Genomic DNA, 17,886 nt, shown 5'->3' on the forward strand with positions numbered 1-17,886 from the left:
GGCGTACCGGCGTGGCATCACGGGCGGCACCCGGTCCGGTGCCCCGGTACACCGGGCGCGGTGTCCTGGCGTGGCATCCCGGTGCGGCATCAGCCACGGCGCCCCTGCCCGGCGTACCGGCGTGGCATCACGGGCGGCACCCGGTCCGGTGCCCCGGTACACCGGGCGCGGTGTCCTGGCGTGGCATCCCGGTGCGGCATCAGCCCGGCGCCCCGGCCCGGCGTACCGGCGTGGCATCACGGGCGGCACCCGGTCCGGTGCCCCCGCACACCCGGCGCGGCACCTTGGCGCGGCATTCCGGTGCGGCTCCCGGCCCGGCACCCGGTGCGGCGTCCCGGCCCGGCACTCGGCACGGCACCGTGGCGGGCCCGGCCGGGTCGGCGCCGCGGTGGGGCGGTCCGTTCCGTGGCGGAGCGCTACGGCCGGGCCTGCGCCGCGGTGGGCGGCCCGCTGCCCGGCGCGGGCCTACGGCCGTACGGGCGCCGCCTGGGCCGGCAGGGTGACCGTCACCGACAGGCCCTTGCCCGGGGCCGTGGACACCGCTACTTCGCCGCCGTGGGCCTGCACCACGCCCTGCACGATCGCCATGCCCAGCCCGCTGCCCGCACCCCCTCCGGCCCGGAAGAAGCGGTCGAAGACGCGGGCCGCGTCCTCCTCCGTCAGCCCCGGGCCCTCGTCCGCGACGCACAGCCGTACCAGCCCGTCGGACCGCTCCACCCCCAGCCGCACCGGCACGTCGGCGGGCGTGTGCGTGCGGACGTTGCCCACCAGGTTGCCGAGCACCTGCCGCAGCCCCGACTCGTCGGCGCGCACCAGCAGGGAGCCGTCGGCGCCGACCGTGATGGGCCGCTCCGGCTGCTGCACCCGCAGGTCCTCGGCCGCCTCCCGCACCAGGCGGCTGACGTCGACGTTGCGGAACCGCAGTTCGGGCCGCTGGTCAAGGCGGGCCAGCGTGAGCAGCTCGTCGACCAGCCGCCCCATGCGGTCCGTCTCGGCCAGCACCCGGTCCCAGGCCCGCCGCCGCTCCGCGGGATCGCTCAGCATGCCCTTGTCGTAGAGCTGGAGGTAGCCGCGGATCGCGGACAGCGGGGTGCGCAGCTCGTGCGACGCGTCCGCGACGAAGCGGCGCAGCTGGGCCGCGCTGTCCTCGCGCGTGCGGTACGCCGACTCGACCTGGTGCAGCATCGAGTTCAGGGCGAGCCGCAGCTGTTCCACCTCCTGCGTCGGATGGTGGCTGGAGGGCACCCGCCGGGTCAGGTCGCCCTCGGCGATCGCCGACGACGTCTCCACCATGTCCTCCAGCGGCCGCATCCGGCGGCTCACCGACACCATCGTCAGCCAGGCCAGCAGCATCAGCAGCAGCGTGCCGATGGTGAGGTCGAGCTTCAGGGCCTTGGCGATGCCCCGGTGCAGGGCCTCGGTGGAGCTGGCCATCAGCACGAACGTGCCGTCGGCGAGCGGGGTCGCGGTGACGCGGTAGGAGGCGCCGTGCACGGTCACCGAGTGCGGCCCGGCGCCGCGGGCCAGGACGCGCGGGTCGCGGACGGCGTCCGCGAGGGCCCGCTGCGCCCCGGTCGGCCGGAACCCCATGACGCTCAGCGGCTCCCCGTGCCCGTCGACCGCCGCGAAGATCGAGTCCGGCGTCGACCGCTCGTCGGTGTGCTCCGGCGCCAGCCGGTCGCGGACGAACCCCAGCACGCTCAGCGAGTCGATCTCCCGCAGTGTCAGCTGCGAACCGCCCAGCGAGTCACGGGTCTTGGTCAGCTCGGTGTCGACCTGGTCGAGCAGGTAGTACCGCATGCCCATCAGGCTGACGGCGGTCGCCGCGACGATGCCGAGCGCGAGCAGCGCCACGTTCGCCATGGTCAGCTTGGCGCGCAGCGAGTGCAGGCCCCGTCTGCAGCGCGGCCGCGGGACCCTCACGCGAGCCCGTATCCCACCCCGCGCCGGGTGGTGATCACCGGCGCTCCCAGGGTGTCCAGCTTGCGCCGCAGATAGCTGATGTAGGTCTCCACGACCGTCGACTCGGCCGGGGCGTGCTCGTACTGCCAGACATGGCGCAGCAGCTGTTCCTTGGAGACGGTCCGGCCGCCGTTGCGCACCAGGAAGCGCAGCAGCGCGTACTCGGTGGGGGTGAGCTCGACGGTGCGCCCCGCGCGGTGGACGCTGTACGTCGTCTCGTCCAGCTCCAGGTCGCCGTACCGCAGCGGCGGCCGCTGCGGCAGCACGTCGGCGGGCCGGGTGCGCCGCAGCACCGCGCTGATCCGGGCGACCACCTCGTCGATGTTGAACGGTTTGGTGATGTAGTCGTCGCCGAAGCCGAGCGCGCCGACGATGTCGGCGGGCGCGTCGCGCGCGGTGAGGAACACCAGCGCCAGTTCGGGCCGTTCGGCGCGCAGCCGGCGGCCCAGGGCGCGGCCGTCGCCGTCCGGGAGCATGACGTCGAGCAGCGCGGCGTCGATCGGGGCCGCTCCGCGCGTCCCCGGCCGGGCCGGGGAGCCGGCGCGTTCGACGAGCGCGAGCGCCTCGCGGACGCTGCCCGCCGTCAGCACCTCGAAGCGGTGGTAGCGCAGGGCGATGGCGAGGACGTCCGCGATGCTCGGCTCGTCCTCCACCACCAGTACCGTGCCGGGAACCGTCGTCATGCCCACCAGTATCGGGCGGGGCGCCGGAGGCGGGGCGTGATACCTCTTTGGAGTTCCTTGAGAGTCGAGCGGGCCGGCGCCCACGCGCGCGTGACGGCACCGATGCTGTTGCCCTGACCCTGGGGGACGGACCGAGCGACTGAGGAGCTGTTGAAGTTGGCGGCATTGGCACGGTGGTGCTACCGGCACCGGCTGGTGGTCCTGTTGCTGTGGGTGGGGACGCTGTTCGGGCTGGGCTTCTCGGCCTCGACGGCGGGCACGGACTACGCGAACGTCTTCTCCCTCCCGGACACGGACTCCAAGAGCGCCTTCGACCTGATGCAGAAGGCGTTCCCGGACACCTCCGGCGACACCGACATGGTGGTGTGGAAGGTCGACGAGGGCACGGTGAAGGACCAGGCGGTACGGTCCCGGATCCAGCCCGCCCTCGACGAGATCGCGAAGATGCCCGGCGTCGGCGCGGTGTCCGGCCCGTACGCCGGGCCCCGGGGCGCCGCGCAGATCAGCCGCGACGGGAAGATCGCCTACGCCCAGGTGACCTTCGCCCAGCGCGCGAACGAGGTGCCCAAGGAACTCGTCCAGGACGTGGTCGACACCGCGCAGGGGGCCCGGCGCGACGGCCTCCAGGTCGAGCTGGGGGGCCAGGCGATCTGGCGGGTGCAGGAGCCGCCGCAGGGCCTGTCGGAGATGGTCGGCATCGTCGCGGCGGCCGTCGTGCTGTTCCTGGCCTTCGGCTCGCTGGTGGCGATGCTGCTGCCGATCGCGATCGCGGTGTTCGGCGTCGGCACGGGCCTGTTCTCCACGCAGCTCCTCAGCCACACGTTCGAGATCCCCGACATCGCGCCGCTGCTCGCCTCCCTGATCGGCCTCGGCGTCGGCATCGACTACGCCCTGTTCATCGTCACCCGGCACCGCCGCGGCATCCTGCGCGGAATGGATCCCGAGGACGCCGCGGTCACGGCCCTCAACACCTCCGGCCGCGCGGTGCTGTTCGCGGGCGGCACGGTGTGCATCGCGCTGGCGGGCATGCTGGTGACGCGCCTGCAGTTCCTGGACGGCGTGGTCGTCGGCACCTCGCTGACGGTCGTGCTGAGCGTGCTGGCGGCCACCACCCTGCTCCCGGCCCTGCTCGGCTTCCTCGGCCCGCGGGTGCTCAGCCGCCGCCAGCGCCGCCGGCTCGCCGCCGAGGGAACCGTCGAGCCGGAGAAGGCGAGCGGACTCGCGGCCCGCTGGTCGTCGAAGGTCGAGAAGCGCCCCGTCGGCATCGCCGTGCTCGCCCTGGTCGTGATGGCCGTCCTCGCCGTCCCCGTGCTGTCGCTGCGCCTCGGCGCCACCGACCAGGGCAACGACGAAGCGTCCAGCACCACCAGGAAGGCGTACGACCTGCTCGCCGAGGGCTTCGGCCCCGGCTTCAACGGCCCGCTCCAGGTGGTCGCGGTCAGCGGCGACACCGCCACGCTGGTCAAGGACATCCAGGACACGGCCGGGGTCGCCCGGGTCACCGCGCTGCCGCCCGCGAAGGGCGTCACGGTGATCCAGGTCATGCCCACCACGTCACCGCAGTCCAAGGAGACCGACCGGCTGATCGACACCCTGCGCGACGACGTGATCCCGCGGGCGGGCGCACAGGCGCACGTGGGCGGTGTGACGGCCGTCTCGAAGGACTTCGCGTCGGTGACCGGCGACCGCCTGCCCCTCTTCATCGCGACGATCATCGGCCTGGGCTTCCTGCTGCTCCTGATCGCCTTCCGATCCCTGGTGGTGCCGCTGACGGCCGCGCTGATGAACCTGATCGCCGCGGCGTCCTCCTTCGGCGTCCTGGTCGCGGTCTACCAGTGGGGCTGGGGCCTGGACCTGCTCGGCCTCGGCAAGGAGGGCCCGATCAACGCCTTCCTGCCGGTCATCATGCTGTCGCTGCTGTTCGGCCTGTCGATGGACTACCAGGTGTTCCTGGTGAGCCGGATGCACGAGGAGTGGGTGCACACCCGCGACAACGCGCGGGCGGTCCGCGTCGGCCTGGCCGAGACCAGCCGCGTGATCAACTCCGCGGCCCTGATCATGGTCTGCGTGTTCCTGGCGTTCGTCCTCAGCGGCAACTCGGGCGCGGCGATGGCGGGCGTGGGCCTGGCCGCCGCGGTGGCGCTCGACGCCTTCGTGCTGCGTACGGCGCTGGTGCCGGCCGTGATGCACCTGGTGGGCAAGTCCAACTGGTGGCTGCCGGGCTGGCTGGAGAAGCGGCTGCCGCACCTGGCGGTGGAGCCCAAGGAGGAGGACGTCGAGGCGCCGGCCGAGCCGGGCTCCGCCTCGGCGATCCACGGCTTCGTCCGCACGGCGGACGGCGAGCCGGTGGAGGACGCCTCGGTGACGCTGATGTCGAAGGGCGGCCGTCAGCTGGACCGCGTGACGTCCCTGGCGGACGGCTCCTACATCGTGTCGGTGCCGGGCCCGGGGGCGTACCTGCTGGCGGTGACGGCGTCGTCGCACGGGACGCGGGCGAGGCACGTGGTGGTGACCGAGGGACCGCTGGTGTACGACGTGGAGTTGGCCGAGGGCGAGGTGGACGCGGTCAACTAGCCTTCTTCTGCCCGGCCTTGAGGATCTGGTCGACGTCGAGGGTGACCTTGGCGCCGATGGAGTCGGGCAGGGTGACGAGTTCCCCGGGGGCGTGCGGGCGGTGGTACTGGTACGCCCCCCCTACGGGTTCCGCGAGCACGTGAAGGCGCTGGTGTTTGCGGTCGACGACGACGTAGACCGGCACCTCGGCCTCCGCGTAGGCGGCGACCTTCGTCTTCAGGTCGTCCTTCCAGTTTCCGGAGGTGACCTCCAGGACGAGACGGAAGCAGACCGGGTCGTACGCGTTGTTCTCGATGTAGTGGTCGTCGATGTCGGAGTCGACGACCACGAGGTCGGGGATGGCGTAGTCCTCGGCACCGGTCGGCAGCCAGAGCCCGACGTTCTGGAGGACCTCGGTTTCGTCGTCGTGCAGTCCGGCGTCGATGAAGGGGATCATGAGGCCGGTCAGGGCGCGGGCGTGGGGGGCATCCGGGGATGGGGTCACGAGGAGGTGGCCTCCGATGATCTCGACGCGGTAGCCCGGATGGCGCTCCATGATCTCGTCGGCGAGGGCCGTGAGCGAGAACGGCTCGTCGTCGTCGAAGGGCTGCTCGACGGATGCAGCGGACATCGCGTGCCTCCTAGGGGCTGGCGTCGAGAACATCATCGTAGGCAGCCAGGACCCGCGGTGTCCCCTTCGAACCGCTTCACCCGAAAGTGATCACTCGCCCTGCCGCGCCCTGACCGCCGGATCCGGCATCACCTTCGTCATCCCCGGCAGGAAGTCCGTGAACAGCTCGTGCACCTCCCGCACCAGCGGCCGCAGCACCCGGAACCGGGACAGCGCCACCCCGCGGGCCGTCAGCCGCGCGCCCCGCTCCGCCAGCCGGTAACTGCGCTCGCGGCCCTCCGTCCGGTCGAAGATCCAGTACAGGACGAGCCCCATCTGGGAGAGCCACATCAGCTCGGGCAGGACGTCCCGCAGGTCCTCCGGCACCTTGGTCCTGGTCGCGCCGGCCAGGACCTGCCGGTGGACGGAGACCGCCTCCACGCGCGCGTGCTCGGACTCGGGGGAGAAGGGGCTGAGCGGGCTGTCGGGGTCGGCGGCGTTCTTGAAGAACTGCACCGCGAACTCGTGGTACGGCGTGGCGATGTCCAGCCACGCCTTCAGTACGCCGGCGAGCCGCGCCTCCAGGTCGGTCTCCCGCTCCAGCACCTCCCGCACCGCCACCTGGTGCTCGGCGGCGATCCGGTCGTAGAAGCCCTGGATCAGGTGCTCCTTGCCCGCGAAGTAGTAGTACGCGTTGCCGACGGAGACCCCGGCCTCCTGGGCGATGGCCCGCATCGTCGTCCCGTCGTAACCGCGTTCCCGGAACAGCCGCATGGCGGTCTCGAGGATGAGCGTGCGGGTCTGCTCGGACTTGCTGGACGGGGCAGGGCCCGCTGCGGGGCCTTCGTTCTTGGCGGGCACGGTAAGAGAGCCTAACCACGCCTTCTGTGCCGCGCGCCGCTCGGGCATGATGATCAGGTCGGTCATCGTGTCTTCCGCGTGTCCCCGGACATCGCGCCCGCAACAGGAGCAGTTCCCTTGAGTGAAACGCCGCCCCCGTCCGGCCCGCAGGACTCCGGCCCCCAGGGCCCGCAGGGACCGGGTCCCTACGGACCGGGTCCCCAGGGTCCCTACGGCGCCGGTCCTGCCGGATACGGCCAGCCGGGCGCGCCCGGGTACGGCCAGCCCGGCGCGCCCGGGTACGGCCAGCCGGGCGCGTACGCATACGGCCAGCCGCCCTACGGCGCCGCCCCGTTCGACCCGAACGCCCCGTACGGCTACGACCCCTACGGGCGCCCGTACTCCGACAAGTCGAAGATCATCGCCGGTGTCCTCCAGCTCACCCTGGGCACCCTCGGGGTCGGCCGGTTCTACATCGGCAACGTCGGCCTGGGCCTCGCGCAGCTGTTCACCTGCGGCGGCTTCGGGATCTGGGCGCTGATCGACGGCATCATGCTGCTGGTGAGCGAGGGTCAGACCGACGCCCAGGGACGGGTCCTGCGTGGCTGACACGCCGTCCGCCCCGCGATCCGTGCTGCGCGCGCCGGCGACGGCGCCGCTCGCGGTGCTCGTCGCGGGCGCGGCCGGTGCCGCCTACCTCTACGGCGTGGATCCGCACCAGCCCGGGCACCTGCTGCCCCGCTGCCCCTTCCGCCTGGTCACGGGCCTGCTCTGCCCCGCCTGCGGGGGGACCCGCATGGCGTACGACCTGATGCACGGTCACTTCGCGGCGGCCTGGCTGGACAACCGGGCGCTCCTCCTCGCCTCGCCCTTCGCCCTCGCCCTGCTGGCCCGCTGGATGCTGGAGGGTCTGCGCGGCCGCCGCTGGCAGCCGGCGCTGAGCCGCCCGGCGCAACTGCTGGTCCTCGCGGTGGCGGTGGCGTGGACGGTGGCGCGCAACATCGTCTAGCCAGGTCCAGGCCAGTGACGGAATTTGATCACGGAACAAGAACGAATTTTCGCCACCACTCCCCTCTTGCGCTCCCGCCTCTCTAAGCTCGCTGATCACGGGGGGAAAAGCGGCGCGGGGGCATCGTGACGTCGTGACGTGATCCCTCCTGGGTCAATACCGGAGCCATCCCATCCGGTTCTCTCGTCTCGACTGACATGCCAGGAGCAGTACCATGACCGTCCCCACTCCCCAGTCCCCCTACGGCAACGACCCGCAGGGCCGCCCCTACTCCGAGAAGTCCAAGATCGTCGCGGGCGTCCTGCAGATCGTCCTGGGCGGCTTCGGCGCCGGACGCTTCTACGTCGGCAACACCGGCGTGGCGATCGCCCAGCTGTTCACCTGCGGTGGCCTCGGTGTCTGGGCGCTGATCGACGGCATCATGTTCCTCACCAGCAACGACCGCACCGACTCGCAGGGCCGCGTGCTGCGCGGCTGATCGCCGTAGTCCCGTGCCCGAGGGGCCGCTCCCACCACGATGGGCGCGGCCCCTCGGGCTGTCCGCACAAGCGAACGCGACACCGCCCCGAGGCGTCGCCGGAAACGCGGCCGGAAAAGGCCCTGCCCCCGGTGTGTCACCGGGGGCAGGGCCCGTGTCGCCGTGGCGGGACGGCTCAGCAGCGGCTCAGTAGCGGCGCGTGATCAGCGCTCGCTTCACCTCTGCGATCGCCTTCGTGACCTCGATGCCGCGCGGGCAGGCGTCCGTGCAGTTGAAGATCGTGCGGCAGCGCCAGACGCCGTCGCGGTCGTTGAGGATCTCCAGGCGCTGCTCGGCGGCCTCGTCACGCGAGTCGAAGATGAAGCGGTGCGCGTTGACGATGGCGGCCGGGCCGAAGTACTGGCCGTCGCTCCAGAACACCGGGCACGAGGAGGTGCAGGCGGCGCACAGGATGCACTTCGTGGTGTCGTCGAAGCGCTCGCGGTCCTCGGCCGTCTGCAGACGCTCGCGCGTCGGCTCGTTGGTGTCCTTCGTGATCAGGAAGGGCATCACGTCCCGGTACGCCTGGAAGAACGGCTCCATGTCCACGACGAGGTCCTTCAGGACCGTCAGGCCCTTTATCGGCTCGACCGTGATCGGCTTCTCGGGGTTGATGTCCTTGATCAGCGTCTTGCACGCCAGGCGGTTCTTGCCGTTGATCCGCATCGCGTCGGAGCCGCAGATGCCGTGGGCGCAGGAGCGGCGGAAGGTCAGCGTGCCGTCCAGCTCCCACTTGATCTTGTGCAGACCGTCGAGGACGCGCTCCTTGGGGTCGATCTCCAGCTGGAAGTCTTCCCAGGTCGCCTCGGCCGAGATCTCCGGGTTGAACCGGCGGACCCGGAAGGTGACCGTGATGTAGGGCGACGCGGCGGCGCCCGCCTCCACCTTGTCCAGAACAGGGGTTGCCATCAGTACTTACGCTCCATCGGCTGGTAGCGGGTCTGGACGACCGGCTTGTAGTCGAGACGGACGGTTTCCGACCCGTCGGCGCCGACCTCGCGGTACGCCATGGTGTGGCGCATGAAGTTGACGTCGTCGCGGTTGGGGTAGTCCTCGCGGTAGTGACCGCCGCGGGACTCCTTGCGGGCCAGCGCGGACACCGCCATGACCTCGGCCAGGTCGAGCAGGTTGCCCAGCTCGATCGCCTCGAGGAGGTCCGTGTTGAACCGCTTGCCCTTGTCCTGGATCGCCACGTTCTTGTAGCGCTCGCGCAGCTCGGCGACCTTCTCGACCGCAGTCTTGATCGTCTGCTCGGTGCGGAACACCATGACGTTGGCGTCCATGGTCTCCTGCAGCTCGCGGCGGATCACCGACACCCGCTCGGTGCCCGTGGACTCGCGCAGCCGCTCGATCTGCGAGACGACGAACTCGGCCGGGTTCTCCGGCAGTTCGACGTAGTCCGCCTGCTGGCTGTAGTCCGCCGCGGCGATGCCGGCCCGGCGCCCGAAGACGTTGATGTCCAGCAGGCTGTTGGTGCCCAGGCGGTTGGCGCCGTGCACCGACACGCAGGCGACCTCGCCGGCCGCGTACAGGCCGGGGACGACGGTGGTGTTGTCCGCCAGGACCTCGCCCTCGACGTTCGTCGGGATGCCGCCCATCGCGTAGTGCGCGGTCGGCTGGATCGGGATCGGGTCCGTGTAGGGCTCGATGCCGAGGTAGGTCCGCGCGAACTCGGTGATGTCGGGCAGCTTCGCGTCCAGCTGCTCCGGCGGGAGGTGGGTGAGGTCGAGGTAGACGTGGTCGCCCTCGGGACCGCAGCCGCGGCCCTCGCGGATCTCCGTGTAGATGGAGCGGGAGACGACGTCGCGGGAGGCGAGGTCCTTCATGACCGGCGCGTACTTCTCCATGAAGCGCTCGCCGTCCTTGTTGCGCAGGATGCCGCCCTCACCGCGGGCGCCCTCCGTCAGCAGGATGCCCATGCGCCAGATGCCGGTCGGGTGGAACTGGAAGAACTCCATGTCCTCCAGCGGGATGCCCCGCCGGTAGACGGCAGCCTGGCCGTCGCCGGTCAGCGTGTGCGCGTTCGACGTCACCTTGAAGAACTTGCCGCAGCCGCCGGAGGCGTAGATCACGGCCTTCGCCTGGAAGACGTGGATCTCGCCGGTCGCCAGTTCGTAGGCGACGACACCGGCCGACTTCTTGACGCCGTCGACCTCGGTGATCAGCTGGTCCAGGACGTAGAACTCGTTGAAGAACTCCACGCCCTCCTTGACGCAGTTCTGGTACAGCGTCTGGAGGATCATGTGGCCGGTGCGGTCGGCCGCGTAGCAGGACCGGCGGACCGGGGCCTCGCCGTGGTTGCGGGAGTGACCGCCGAAGCGGCGCTGGTCGATGGTGCCGTCCGGGGTCCGGTTGAACGGCAGGCCCATCTTCTCCAGGTCGAGGACGGAGTCGATGGCCTCCTTCGCCAGGATCTCGGCGGCGTCCTGGTCGACCAGGTAGTCACCGCCCTTGACCGTGTCGAAGGTGTGCCACTCCCAGTTGTCCTCCTCCACGTTCGCGAGCGCGGCGGCCATGCCGCCCTGCGCGGCGCCCGTGTGGGAGCGGGTCGGGTAGAGCTTGGTGAGCACGGCGGTGCGGCTGCGCTTGGTGGCCTCGATGGCGGCGCGCATGCCGGCGCCGCCGGCGCCGACGATGACGGTGTCGTACTTGTGGATCTTCATGATTCTCGCAGCCCCGTGCCTAGCGGATGTTCGGGTCGAAGGTGAAGATCACCAGCGTGCCCAGCAGGATGGTGAACACCGTGGCGGTGTAGAGCAGGCCCTTCAGCCACAGCCGGGTGTTCGCGCGCTCCGCGTAGTCGTTGATGACCGTGCGCAGGCCGTTGGCGCCGTGCAGCATCGCCAGCCACAGCATCAGCAGGTCCCAGACCTGCCAGAACGGGGAGGCCCAGCGGCCGGCCACGAAGGCGAAGCCGATCTTGGAGACGCCGCCGTCCAGCACGAGCTGGATCAGCAGGTGGCCCAGGACCAGCACGACGAGGACGACGCCCGACAGGCGCATGAACAGCCACGCGGCCAGTTCGAAGTTGCCCCGGGTGGACTTCGGGGTCTTCTTGGTGCGCTTGCGCGGGGCCTCGATGAGCGGCGCCGGGTTGTCGACGCCGTAGACGGAGTCGCCCTCGACGGGGCCGATGCCCGAAGCGGTGGATTCAGTGGTCGCCATGGATCTCAGCTCCCGAACAGTTCACGAGCGGCGTGGCCGAGGACGGGGTAGACCGCCCCGAGCATCAGCACGACCCAGATGCCGACGACGGACCAGAGCATCTGCTTCTGGTAGCGCGGGCCCTTCGACCAGAAGTCGACGGCGATGACGCGCAGGCCGTTGAGCGCGTGGAAGAGGATGGCGGCGACGAGGCCGTACTCCAGCGCGGCGACGATCGGGGTCTTGTACGTGGCTACGACCTTGTCGTAGTCCTCGGGGGAGACACGGACGAGAGCGGTGTCCAGCACGTGAACGAACAGGAAGAAGAAGATGAGGACGCCGGTGACTCGGTGAGCCACCCAGGACCACATTCCTTCCCGGCCGCGGTACAGCGTTCCAGCCGGCACGGAATTCCCTCCGGGAGCGGGGATTGGGGCCGCGCCGGCTTGTGCTGTCGGTCGGGCCCGGCCGGGTACGGTCCACCGGCCCCCAGCATCGTAGCCACCGTTCCCCGGGGTGCTTACGCCGGGTCTACCGGTGTGACCGAGGCGGCACGCGGATGGGTGAGCGCCGACGGCTTGTGGGGCGGCCTGTGCCGTCGAGTGTCGGGAGCTGTGCCGTTGTGGCGGTTCGCGCCGGTGCGGCGGGGCGGTGCGCCGGTCACCGCCGCGTCTTCCCCAGGGACTGCGCCAGCCGTTGTCCGGCCAGCCGCCGCAGTTCGTCCGCCGCGACGGTGCGTTCGTCCTCCGGATCGTTCGCCAACCGTGACCGGATGCCCTCCAACACGTGATCCAGCGTCTCGTCCGGGCCGAGCCCGGCCAGGCAGATGACGAAGGTGTGGCCGAACCGGGCCTCGTAGGCGGCGTACGCGGCGCTCAGCGCGGTGTGGGCCGCGGAGTACGTGTCGTCGGGGAGGGCGGCCGGCGTCTCCGTCGCCAGGGCCGCCGCCAGCTCGTCGGGGGCCAGGTCGTACGCCGCCTCGTCGGCCGCGGCCAGCAGGGACCCGGCGTCCGGGTAGGGCCGGTGGTCGGTCAGGCGGCGGGCCCAGGGCGGGCTGTGCAGGCAGGCGAGGAGGAGACGCCGTGCCTCGTCCGCGGGCGCGGAATTGAAGTCGTCCAGCGCGGTCGCGGGAGCGGTCGCGGGCGACGGGATGCGGGTCTGCTCGGGCAGCGCCGATATGGCGGTCCGGCCGGGAAGGTGTGTGGGCGTCACGTGTTTCGGCAGGGGAATCTGTGAGGGGAGTGGCGCAACGTTATCGAGAGGGGGCGTGACGTGTCCGACGGGTGCCCGAATTTCACCCGCAAGGGTCAATTTGAGAACGCCTTGTGGACGCATGCCGCCCCCGTAGGGACTTAGGTTTGGCGCTGTGAGCCAGCACAGGCGCCGCCCACCGGCGCAGACAGTCAAGCACAGGCGGATGGTCGTCGCGGGCGCCTTCGCGGGGACGGTCGTGCTCGCGGCGGGCCTGGGGTTCTGGGCCTCCGGCGAGGACGGCGGGCCGGCGGGCGCGGCGGGGCAGCAGCCGTCGGACGCCGGGAGCGCCGGCGCCTCGACCGTCTCCGGCAGCGGTGGCCGGGCCCCGAGCCCGAGCGTCACGTATCCCCTCTCGCAGGCGCCGCGCACCATCCCCGCCGTCCGCTCGCACACCGCGGCCCGCGGGCCGGGCTGGCGCCCGGCGAGCGGCAAGCGGGTGGTGGTGAACGACGCGGGCCTCGCGGACGAGGGCCGGCTGATCGCCTCCGAGCTGGGGCTGACGTACGCGGGCCGGAAGAACGACGCGCGCTCCGGCGACGTACGGCTGGAGCTGAACCGCGGCGGCGGCGCGGACCCGGAGTCGTACACCATGACCGTGCGCGGCGGGCGGGTGACCATCAGCGCTCCCGCGGACGCGGGCGTCTTCTACGGCACGCGCACGCTCAAGCAGGAGGTGCGCGGCGGCTCCACGGCGCCCGAGGGCGTGGTGCGGGACGAGCCCGCCAAGCCGGTGCGCGGGTTCATGCTGGACATCGCCCGCAAGCACTTCACGGCCGGCTGGATCGAGGCCCGGGTCCGGGAGCTGGGCGACCTGAAGTTCAACCAGCTCGGGCTGCACTTCTCCGACGACCAGGGGTTCCGGATCGAGTCCGGCACCCACCCGGAGGTCGTCTCTCGCGAGCACCTGACGAAGGCGCAGGTCAGGAAGATCGTGGCGCTGGCGCGGAGCCGGCACATCACGGTCGTGCCCGAGATCGACTCGCCCGGGCACCTCGGCGCGGTGATCGCCGCGCACCCCGAGCTGCAGCTGCGCAACGCGCAAGGGGTGGCCGCGAGCGGGGCCGTCGACATCTCCAAGCCCGCCGCCGCCCGGATCGTCGACGACCTGCTCGGCGAGTACGCCGGCCTCTTCCCCGGGGATCAGTGGCACCTCGGCGGCGACGAGTACCGGGCGCTGATGGCGTCCAGCCCGGAGACCGCCTACCCGCAGCTGGCCGCGGCCGCCCGGCAGCGGTACGGCGCCGGCGCGAACGTCGCCGACCTGACGACCGGCTGGCTCAATGACCGGGCCGACACCGTCCGCGCCCACGGCCGCACGATGCGCGCGTGGAACGACGGCTTCTTCCGCAGCTCCTCCGTGCGGCCCGCGGCGGACCTCCAGGTCGCCTACTGGACCGGCAAGGAGTACGGAGCGCGCCAGCCGCTGGAGTACCTGAGCGCGGGACGCGAGGTCGTCAACTACAACGACGAGTTCCTCTACTACGTCCTCGGGCAGCCGAACGCCTTCGTCTACCCGACCGGGCAGCGCATCTACGAGGCGTGGACCCCGCGCGTGCTGCGCGGCACGCAGGCGGTGCTGGCCAAGTACGACGGGCAGATCCTCGGCGGGTCCTTCGCGGTGTGGTGCGACCTCGCGAACTCGCAGACCGAGGCCCAGGTCGCGGCCGGTATCCGGATGCCGCTGCGGGCGACGGCGCAGAAGCTGTGGAACCCCGGGCCGCCGAAGCAGAGCTGGGCGCGGTTCAAGGCGCTGGCCGACCGCCTGGGCTGACCCGCCCGGGCCCGCCCGCCCAGGGTGGTCCGGGCGGGGCGCGGGTTGCCCGATACGGCTGCGAACGGCCGTACGAATGTGGTGTATTCGGGCCCGGGCCGAAGCCGACGACACCGTGGGGGAACGGGACATGGGCTACTGGGGGTTGTGAACTGCTGGTGGTTGACTGCCCACAGATGTGTTCTGGCGCGCTTGAGCGAGTGTCCGGGCTGTGGCAGGTGCACTCTCGTGGGTGGGAACGGGGGTTCCCTGGTCGAATGTGTGACCTTTGCCGGTGGTGGTCGTTGAGCGTGGTGACGGGTGTTTGGCCGGCGTGGGGATGGGGGTGATCGGGGGTGGGTTGGTTGCGGGAGTTGGCGGCGCCGTTCGTCGTCCCCGGTCCGTCGGGTGTGGCGGTCCGTGACCGGCTCAAGCACCTGAGTGCCGAGGACGAGCGGGTTCTTCGTCTGGTCGGTGACCATCTGGGCACGCTCGCCTCGCGGGACCTGAAGGCGCGGTGCGCGGCCGGGCTGGACCATGACAGCGAGCAGTGGGCCGCGCGCAAGCGGGCTGTGACGGAGGCGTCTTCCTCCCGCTGGGCCGGGTCAATCACCAAGGCCACCCACGATCAGTGGGCGCTGGCCCGGCGCGGGCAGCTCGCGCACCTGCAGAGCCTTCAGGCGGGTGTGGCCATGATCGCGCACCGGCTGTCGCTGCCGGTGGGGGAGAAGGGAGCCGGGCGGGTTCCGGGCGGATACCGCAGCAGGCGGGAGTGGCATGCCAAGGCGCGCCGTCTGCACGTGCTCGCCGGCCGGCTGAAAGCGGTCCGGGCGGACTGGGAGGCCGGAGTCGTGCACGTGGTGCGGGGCGGGAAGCGGCTGCTGAACACCCGCCACCACCTGGATGCCGCGCAGCTCACCGAGGAGCAGTGGCGCATGCGGTGGCAGGCCGGGCGCCGGTTCCTCCAGGCCGACGGCGAGTCCGGGAAGCGGTTCGGCAACGAGACCATTCGCGTCACTCCCGGCGGTGAGGTCTCCCTCAAGCTCCCCGCGCCTTTGGCGTATCTGGCGAACGCGCCGCACGGCCGGTACGTGCTCGCCGCGAAGGTGGCGTTCGCGCACCGGGGCGAGCAGTGGGCCGACCGTATCCAGGCGAACCGGGCCGTCGCCTACCGCATCCACGAAGACACCGCCCGCGGGCGCTGGTACCTCACCGCCTCGTGGACGATCCCCCCCCGTGAAGATCGTGCCCCTGGCCGCGGCCCGCACGAACGGGCTGATCGGCGTCGACACCAACGCCGATCACCTGGCCGCCTGGCGCCTGGACACCCACGGCAACCCCGTCGGCGAACCCCTCCGCTTCGGCTACGACCTGACCGGCAACGCCGCCCACCGGGACGCCCAGGTCCGGCACGCGCTGATCCGCCTGCTGCACTGGGCCGAACGCCACCGCCTCGCGATCGCGGTCGAAGACCTCGACTTCACCGCGGAGAAGACCCGGGAGAAGCACGGCCGCCGCAAGCGGTTCCGCAACCTCATCTCCGGCATGCCCGTCAGCAGGCTGCGGGCCCGCCTGGTGTCGATGGCGGCCGAACTCGGCATCACCATCGTCGCCGTCGACCCCGCCTACACCTCCCGCTGGGGCGCCGAGCACTGGCAGAAGCCCCTCACCTCGAAGAACCGCACCACCACCCGCCACGACGCAGCCGCCGTGGCGATCGGCAGGCGCGCCCTGGGACACCCGATCCGGCGACGGACGGCACCGCCCCGCGACGACCGGAGTGATCGTCGTGGGCATCGGACCGTCCAGGCCGGACACGGTGACCGAGGGCGTGAGGGAACCCGCCCCCGCATTCCCGGACCACGCACCCGATGCGTGCCACCGGACGCGGAGCGAACGCGGGCGACCAGGACATCCAAAACCGTTCGGGATGTCCGCAGTGACCAGGTTTGGGTCCAAGACTCACTCCTGCTCACTGACTAGGAACGGTACTTCGTGGTGGGCCGCAGCGAGCGGCCGCTCGCGGAGCTGGACGCGCTGGCCGGGGCGGCCGAGGGCATGGTGCGGAGCGGGTCGGCGCCCGGCGGCTGGCAGCTCTGGGAGTACCCGAGCGGCGAGGGCGAGGTCGGCAACATGAACGTGCTGGCCCGGGAGACCGGGGCGCCCGCGCTGTTCGGGTACGTCATGGACAGTGACTGCGTCGTGGTGGAGGCGGCGGCGCCCCGGACCGGGGCGTGGACGACGTGTCTGGCGCGCGCCGCGATGGCCGGGTACCTCGCCGACGGCCAGGAGGGCCTCACCGTGGAGGACTACTTCCTCCAGCCAGGCGACGCCGCCGTCCGGGCCGTCGCCTGGGCCGCCGAGGCCGGGCACGAGGTGGCCGAGGAACCGCTGGTCGGGGTACTGACCGCGGACCCCGACCCCGACACCGATCCGTTGGCCGAAAACCTCTTCTTCCGGCTGCTCGACCGGCTCGGCGTGGTGCCGCTGTGACACTCCCGGCCCGTCGCACGCAGTAAGGGGAAGCGCGGGCTCCGTCAGGAAGGCGCCTGCTGAGGCCTGCGGAGGACTCTGCAGCGACCCGCAGAGGGAGGCGTGGATGAGCCTGGTGGAACTGATCGCTCAGGCCGACGAACGCGGACTGGCTGCCAGCGGCTTGGCTTGTTTGGATCGGTGCCTGCCGCTGCTCGGCGGTGACGACGAGCTGCTGCGGCCGCTGTGGGCCGGCCTGGCCGGCAACGGCGACTGGGCCGCCGGACTGGAGCAGGCGCGCGGCAAGCTGGCCGGCGAGGACGACGTGACCGACGGCGCCGGCGAGGACGCGACCGGAGAGGACGCGACCGGAGAGGACGAGGCCGCGCTGCTGGCCCGCCGGATGCTGGCCGCCGCGCCCGCCGACCTGTCCGCCGCCGCGGTGCGGGAGTGGGCCGACGCCTGCTCCGTCGCCGCCCTCCGGATCCACCGGCTGCTCGACCCCGTGGCCGACGGGACGTCGTCGGTCGACACCTGCCGCGCGGGCCGTACGGACGGCGCGTCGCCGCTGGTCGCCGCCGAGCTGCGCCGCCAGATCAGCATCCTGGAACTGCTCGCCGCGCACGGCTCGGGCGGCCTCAGGGGCGCCCTGGAGGCGTCGGTGGAGGGCCGCCGCGTGCTGCGCGCGGTGGTCTCCCGGCGGGCGCGGGGGCGCGGCTGAGGTCCGCGCCCGCGCTCAGAGCATCAGGCACTTGACCACCGCGTCGCCGTGCCGGGCGGTGCGCCGGTAGAACGCGGTCAGGTCCCGGTGCGCCGCGGCGAGGACGGTGTGCAACTGCGCCTCGGCGGCGGGTCCGCCGTGCCCGGGCAGCAGGGCGTCACGGGCGCCCTGCCACAGGTTCTCGAAGTCCACCGAGCCGAGGAACGTCGCCACCCGCGCCGCCTGGGCCGCGGTCAGCAGCAGGAACGGCGGGGGGGGGGGGGGCGGGGGGGGGGGGGGGGGGGCCGCCAAGGAACCAGCGGGCCCCGGGGGGCCCCGGGGGGGGGGGGGGGGGGGGATGGGGGGGAGTGAGGGGGGGGTGCGGGGGGGGT

General features: G+C 71.9%; 17 protein-coding genes and 1 pseudogene. 8 read left to right on the forward strand and 10 right to left on the reverse strand.

The annotated features are described in order from the left end of the window. Positions 1 to 465: 465 nt before the first annotated feature. Both ACZ5GT_RS21600 and ACZ5GT_RS21605 read right to left on the reverse strand, forming a co-directional pair. Positions 466 to 1,863: a sensor histidine kinase gene (locus ACZ5GT_RS21600; RefSeq protein ID WP_469027368.1), complete on the reverse strand. Its 1,398-nt coding sequence runs from the start codon at positions 1,861 to 1,863 to the stop codon at positions 466 to 468. Positions 1,864 to 1,919: 56 nt separating this feature from the next. Beyond that, the gene (locus ACZ5GT_RS21605; RefSeq protein ID WP_469027279.1) at positions 1,920 to 2,645 is read right to left on the reverse strand and encodes a response regulator transcription factor; all 726 of its coding nucleotides are present in this window, start codon (positions 2,643 to 2,645) and stop codon (positions 1,920 to 1,922) included. A gap of 165 nt (positions 2,646 to 2,810) precedes the next feature. Between ACZ5GT_RS21605 and ACZ5GT_RS21610 the strand changes: the two genes are divergently transcribed. Further along, positions 2,811 to 5,219 (forward strand): MMPL family transporter, encoded by a 2,409-nt coding sequence (locus ACZ5GT_RS21610; RefSeq protein ID WP_469027371.1) that lies wholly within the window; start codon positions 2,811 to 2,813, stop codon positions 5,217 to 5,219. On the opposite strand, the gene ACZ5GT_RS21615 is transcribed toward ACZ5GT_RS21610, so the two are convergent. Continuing rightward, entirely contained in the window at positions 5,212 to 5,829 is a 618-nt protein-coding gene (locus ACZ5GT_RS21615) for a Uma2 family endonuclease (RefSeq protein WP_469027284.1), read from the reverse strand. The genes ACZ5GT_RS21610 and ACZ5GT_RS21615 overlap by 8 nt on opposite strands. A 90-nt stretch (positions 5,830 to 5,919) precedes the next feature. Continuing rightward, positions 5,920 to 6,669 carry a TetR/AcrR family transcriptional regulator gene (locus ACZ5GT_RS21620; RefSeq protein WP_469027376.1) on the reverse strand — a complete coding sequence of 250 codons (750 nt, stop codon included), beginning with the start codon at positions 6,667 to 6,669 and terminating at the stop codon, positions 5,920 to 5,922. Between the two features lie 117 nt (positions 6,670 to 6,786). Between ACZ5GT_RS21620 and ACZ5GT_RS21625 the strand changes: the two genes are divergently transcribed. The 3 genes from ACZ5GT_RS21625 to ACZ5GT_RS21635 all read left to right on the forward strand — a co-directional run bounded on the left by ACZ5GT_RS21625 (position 6,787) and on the right by ACZ5GT_RS21635 (position 8,135). After that, on the forward strand, positions 6,787 to 7,257 hold the full coding sequence (locus tag ACZ5GT_RS21625; RefSeq protein WP_469027287.1) for a TM2 domain-containing protein: 471 nt from the start codon (positions 6,787 to 6,789) through the stop codon (positions 7,255 to 7,257). Continuing rightward, positions 7,250 to 7,657, forward strand: a complete 408-nt coding sequence (locus tag ACZ5GT_RS21630; protein WP_469027290.1) for a DUF2752 domain-containing protein — start codon at positions 7,250 to 7,252, stop codon at positions 7,655 to 7,657. Before ACZ5GT_RS21625 ends, ACZ5GT_RS21630 begins: the two co-directional genes overlap by 8 nt. Before the next feature lie 214 nt (positions 7,658 to 7,871). After that, positions 7,872 to 8,135 (forward strand): TM2 domain-containing protein, encoded by a 264-nt coding sequence (locus ACZ5GT_RS21635; protein WP_324789032.1) that lies wholly within the window; start codon positions 7,872 to 7,874, stop codon positions 8,133 to 8,135. A 186-nt stretch (positions 8,136 to 8,321) separates the two neighbouring features. Here the strand turns inward: ACZ5GT_RS21635 and ACZ5GT_RS21640 are convergent, their stop codons facing one another. The 5 genes from ACZ5GT_RS21640 to ACZ5GT_RS21660 form a co-directional block, all read right to left on the reverse strand. After that, a complete protein-coding gene (locus ACZ5GT_RS21640) occupies positions 8,322 to 9,083 on the reverse strand; it encodes a succinate dehydrogenase iron-sulfur subunit (RefSeq protein WP_469027295.1) in 762 nt (253 codons plus the stop codon). Beyond that, positions 9,083 to 10,837: a succinate dehydrogenase flavoprotein subunit gene (sdhA, locus tag ACZ5GT_RS21645; RefSeq protein WP_469027298.1), complete on the reverse strand. Its 1,755-nt coding sequence runs from the start codon at positions 10,835 to 10,837 to the stop codon at positions 9,083 to 9,085. Before sdhA ends, ACZ5GT_RS21640 begins: the two co-directional genes overlap by 1 nt. Before the next feature lie 19 nt (positions 10,838 to 10,856). Continuing rightward, entirely contained in the window at positions 10,857 to 11,339 is a 483-nt protein-coding gene (locus ACZ5GT_RS21650; RefSeq protein WP_469027303.1) for a succinate dehydrogenase hydrophobic membrane anchor subunit, read from the reverse strand. A 5-nt stretch (positions 11,340 to 11,344) separates the two neighbouring features. Then, entirely contained in the window at positions 11,345 to 11,725 is a 381-nt protein-coding gene (gene sdhC, locus ACZ5GT_RS21655) for a succinate dehydrogenase, cytochrome b556 subunit (protein ID WP_324789028.1), read from the reverse strand. A 253-nt stretch (positions 11,726 to 11,978) separates the two neighbouring features. Continuing rightward, complete coding sequence (locus tag ACZ5GT_RS21660; RefSeq protein ID WP_469027307.1) at positions 11,979 to 12,530, reverse strand: 2-oxo-4-hydroxy-4-carboxy-5-ureidoimidazoline decarboxylase; 552 nt, start codon at positions 12,528 to 12,530, stop codon at positions 11,979 to 11,981. A gap of 205 nt (positions 12,531 to 12,735) precedes the next feature. On the opposite strand from ACZ5GT_RS21660, the gene ACZ5GT_RS21665 reads away from it, so the two are divergent. From ACZ5GT_RS21665 to ACZ5GT_RS21680, 4 genes and pseudogenes are all read left to right on the forward strand, one after another. Further along, the gene (locus tag ACZ5GT_RS21665; protein ID WP_469027382.1) at positions 12,736 to 14,343 is read left to right on the forward strand and encodes a beta-N-acetylhexosaminidase; all 1,608 of its coding nucleotides are present in this window, start codon (positions 12,736 to 12,738) and stop codon (positions 14,341 to 14,343) included. Between the two features lie 335 nt (positions 14,344 to 14,678). After that, a pseudogene (locus ACZ5GT_RS21670) lies at positions 14,679 to 16,305 on the forward strand (IS200/IS605 family accessory protein TnpB-related protein). 12 nt (positions 16,306 to 16,317) lie between these two features. After that, on the forward strand, positions 16,318 to 16,815 hold the full coding sequence (locus ACZ5GT_RS21675) for a hypothetical protein (RefSeq protein ID WP_469027311.1): 498 nt from the start codon (positions 16,318 to 16,320) through the stop codon (positions 16,813 to 16,815). A gap of 106 nt (positions 16,816 to 16,921) precedes the next feature. Next, positions 16,922 to 17,515 carry a hypothetical protein gene (locus tag ACZ5GT_RS21680; protein WP_469027315.1) on the forward strand — a complete coding sequence of 198 codons (594 nt, stop codon included), beginning with the start codon at positions 16,922 to 16,924 and terminating at the stop codon, positions 17,513 to 17,515. A 15-nt stretch (positions 17,516 to 17,530) separates the two neighbouring features. Here ACZ5GT_RS21680 and ACZ5GT_RS21685 read toward each other — a convergent pair whose 3' ends face one another. Beyond that, complete coding sequence (locus ACZ5GT_RS21685) at positions 17,531 to 17,728, reverse strand: hypothetical protein (RefSeq protein WP_469027322.1); 198 nt, start codon at positions 17,726 to 17,728, stop codon at positions 17,531 to 17,533. Positions 17,729 to 17,886 lie beyond the last annotated feature (158 nt).

The sequence above is a fragment of the Streptomyces sp. NPDC031340 genome, from assembly GCF_055569945.1.

Bases quoted from the DNA above. Each gene is read 5' to 3' on its own strand.
- ACZ5GT_RS21600 (WP_469027368.1), bottom strand. From the start codon at position 1,863: ATGGCGAACGTGGCGCTGCTCGCGCTCGGCATCGTCGCGGCGACCGCC.
- ACZ5GT_RS21605 (WP_469027279.1), bottom strand. From the start codon at position 2,645: ATGACGACGGTTCCCGGCACGGTACTGGTGGTGGAGGACGAGCCGAGC.
- ACZ5GT_RS21615 (WP_469027284.1), bottom strand. From the start codon at position 5,829: ATGTCCGCTGCATCCGTCGAGCAGCCCTTCGACGACGACGAGCCGTTC.
- ACZ5GT_RS21635 (WP_324789032.1), top strand. From the start codon at position 7,872: ATGACCGTCCCCACTCCCCAGTCCCCCTACGGCAACGACCCGCAGGGC.
- ACZ5GT_RS21640 (WP_469027295.1), bottom strand. From the start codon at position 9,083: ATGGCAACCCCTGTTCTGGACAAGGTGGAGGCGGGCGCCGCCGCGTCG.
- sdhA (WP_469027298.1), bottom strand. From the start codon at position 10,837: ATGAAGATCCACAAGTACGACACCGTCATCGTCGGCGCCGGCGGCGCC.
- ACZ5GT_RS21650 (WP_469027303.1), bottom strand. From the start codon at position 11,339: ATGGCGACCACTGAATCCACCGCTTCGGGCATCGGCCCCGTCGAGGGC.
- ACZ5GT_RS21665 (WP_469027382.1), top strand. From the start codon at position 12,736: ATGGTCGTCGCGGGCGCCTTCGCGGGGACGGTCGTGCTCGCGGCGGGC.
- ACZ5GT_RS21680 (WP_469027315.1), top strand. From the start codon at position 16,922: ATGAGCCTGGTGGAACTGATCGCTCAGGCCGACGAACGCGGACTGGCT.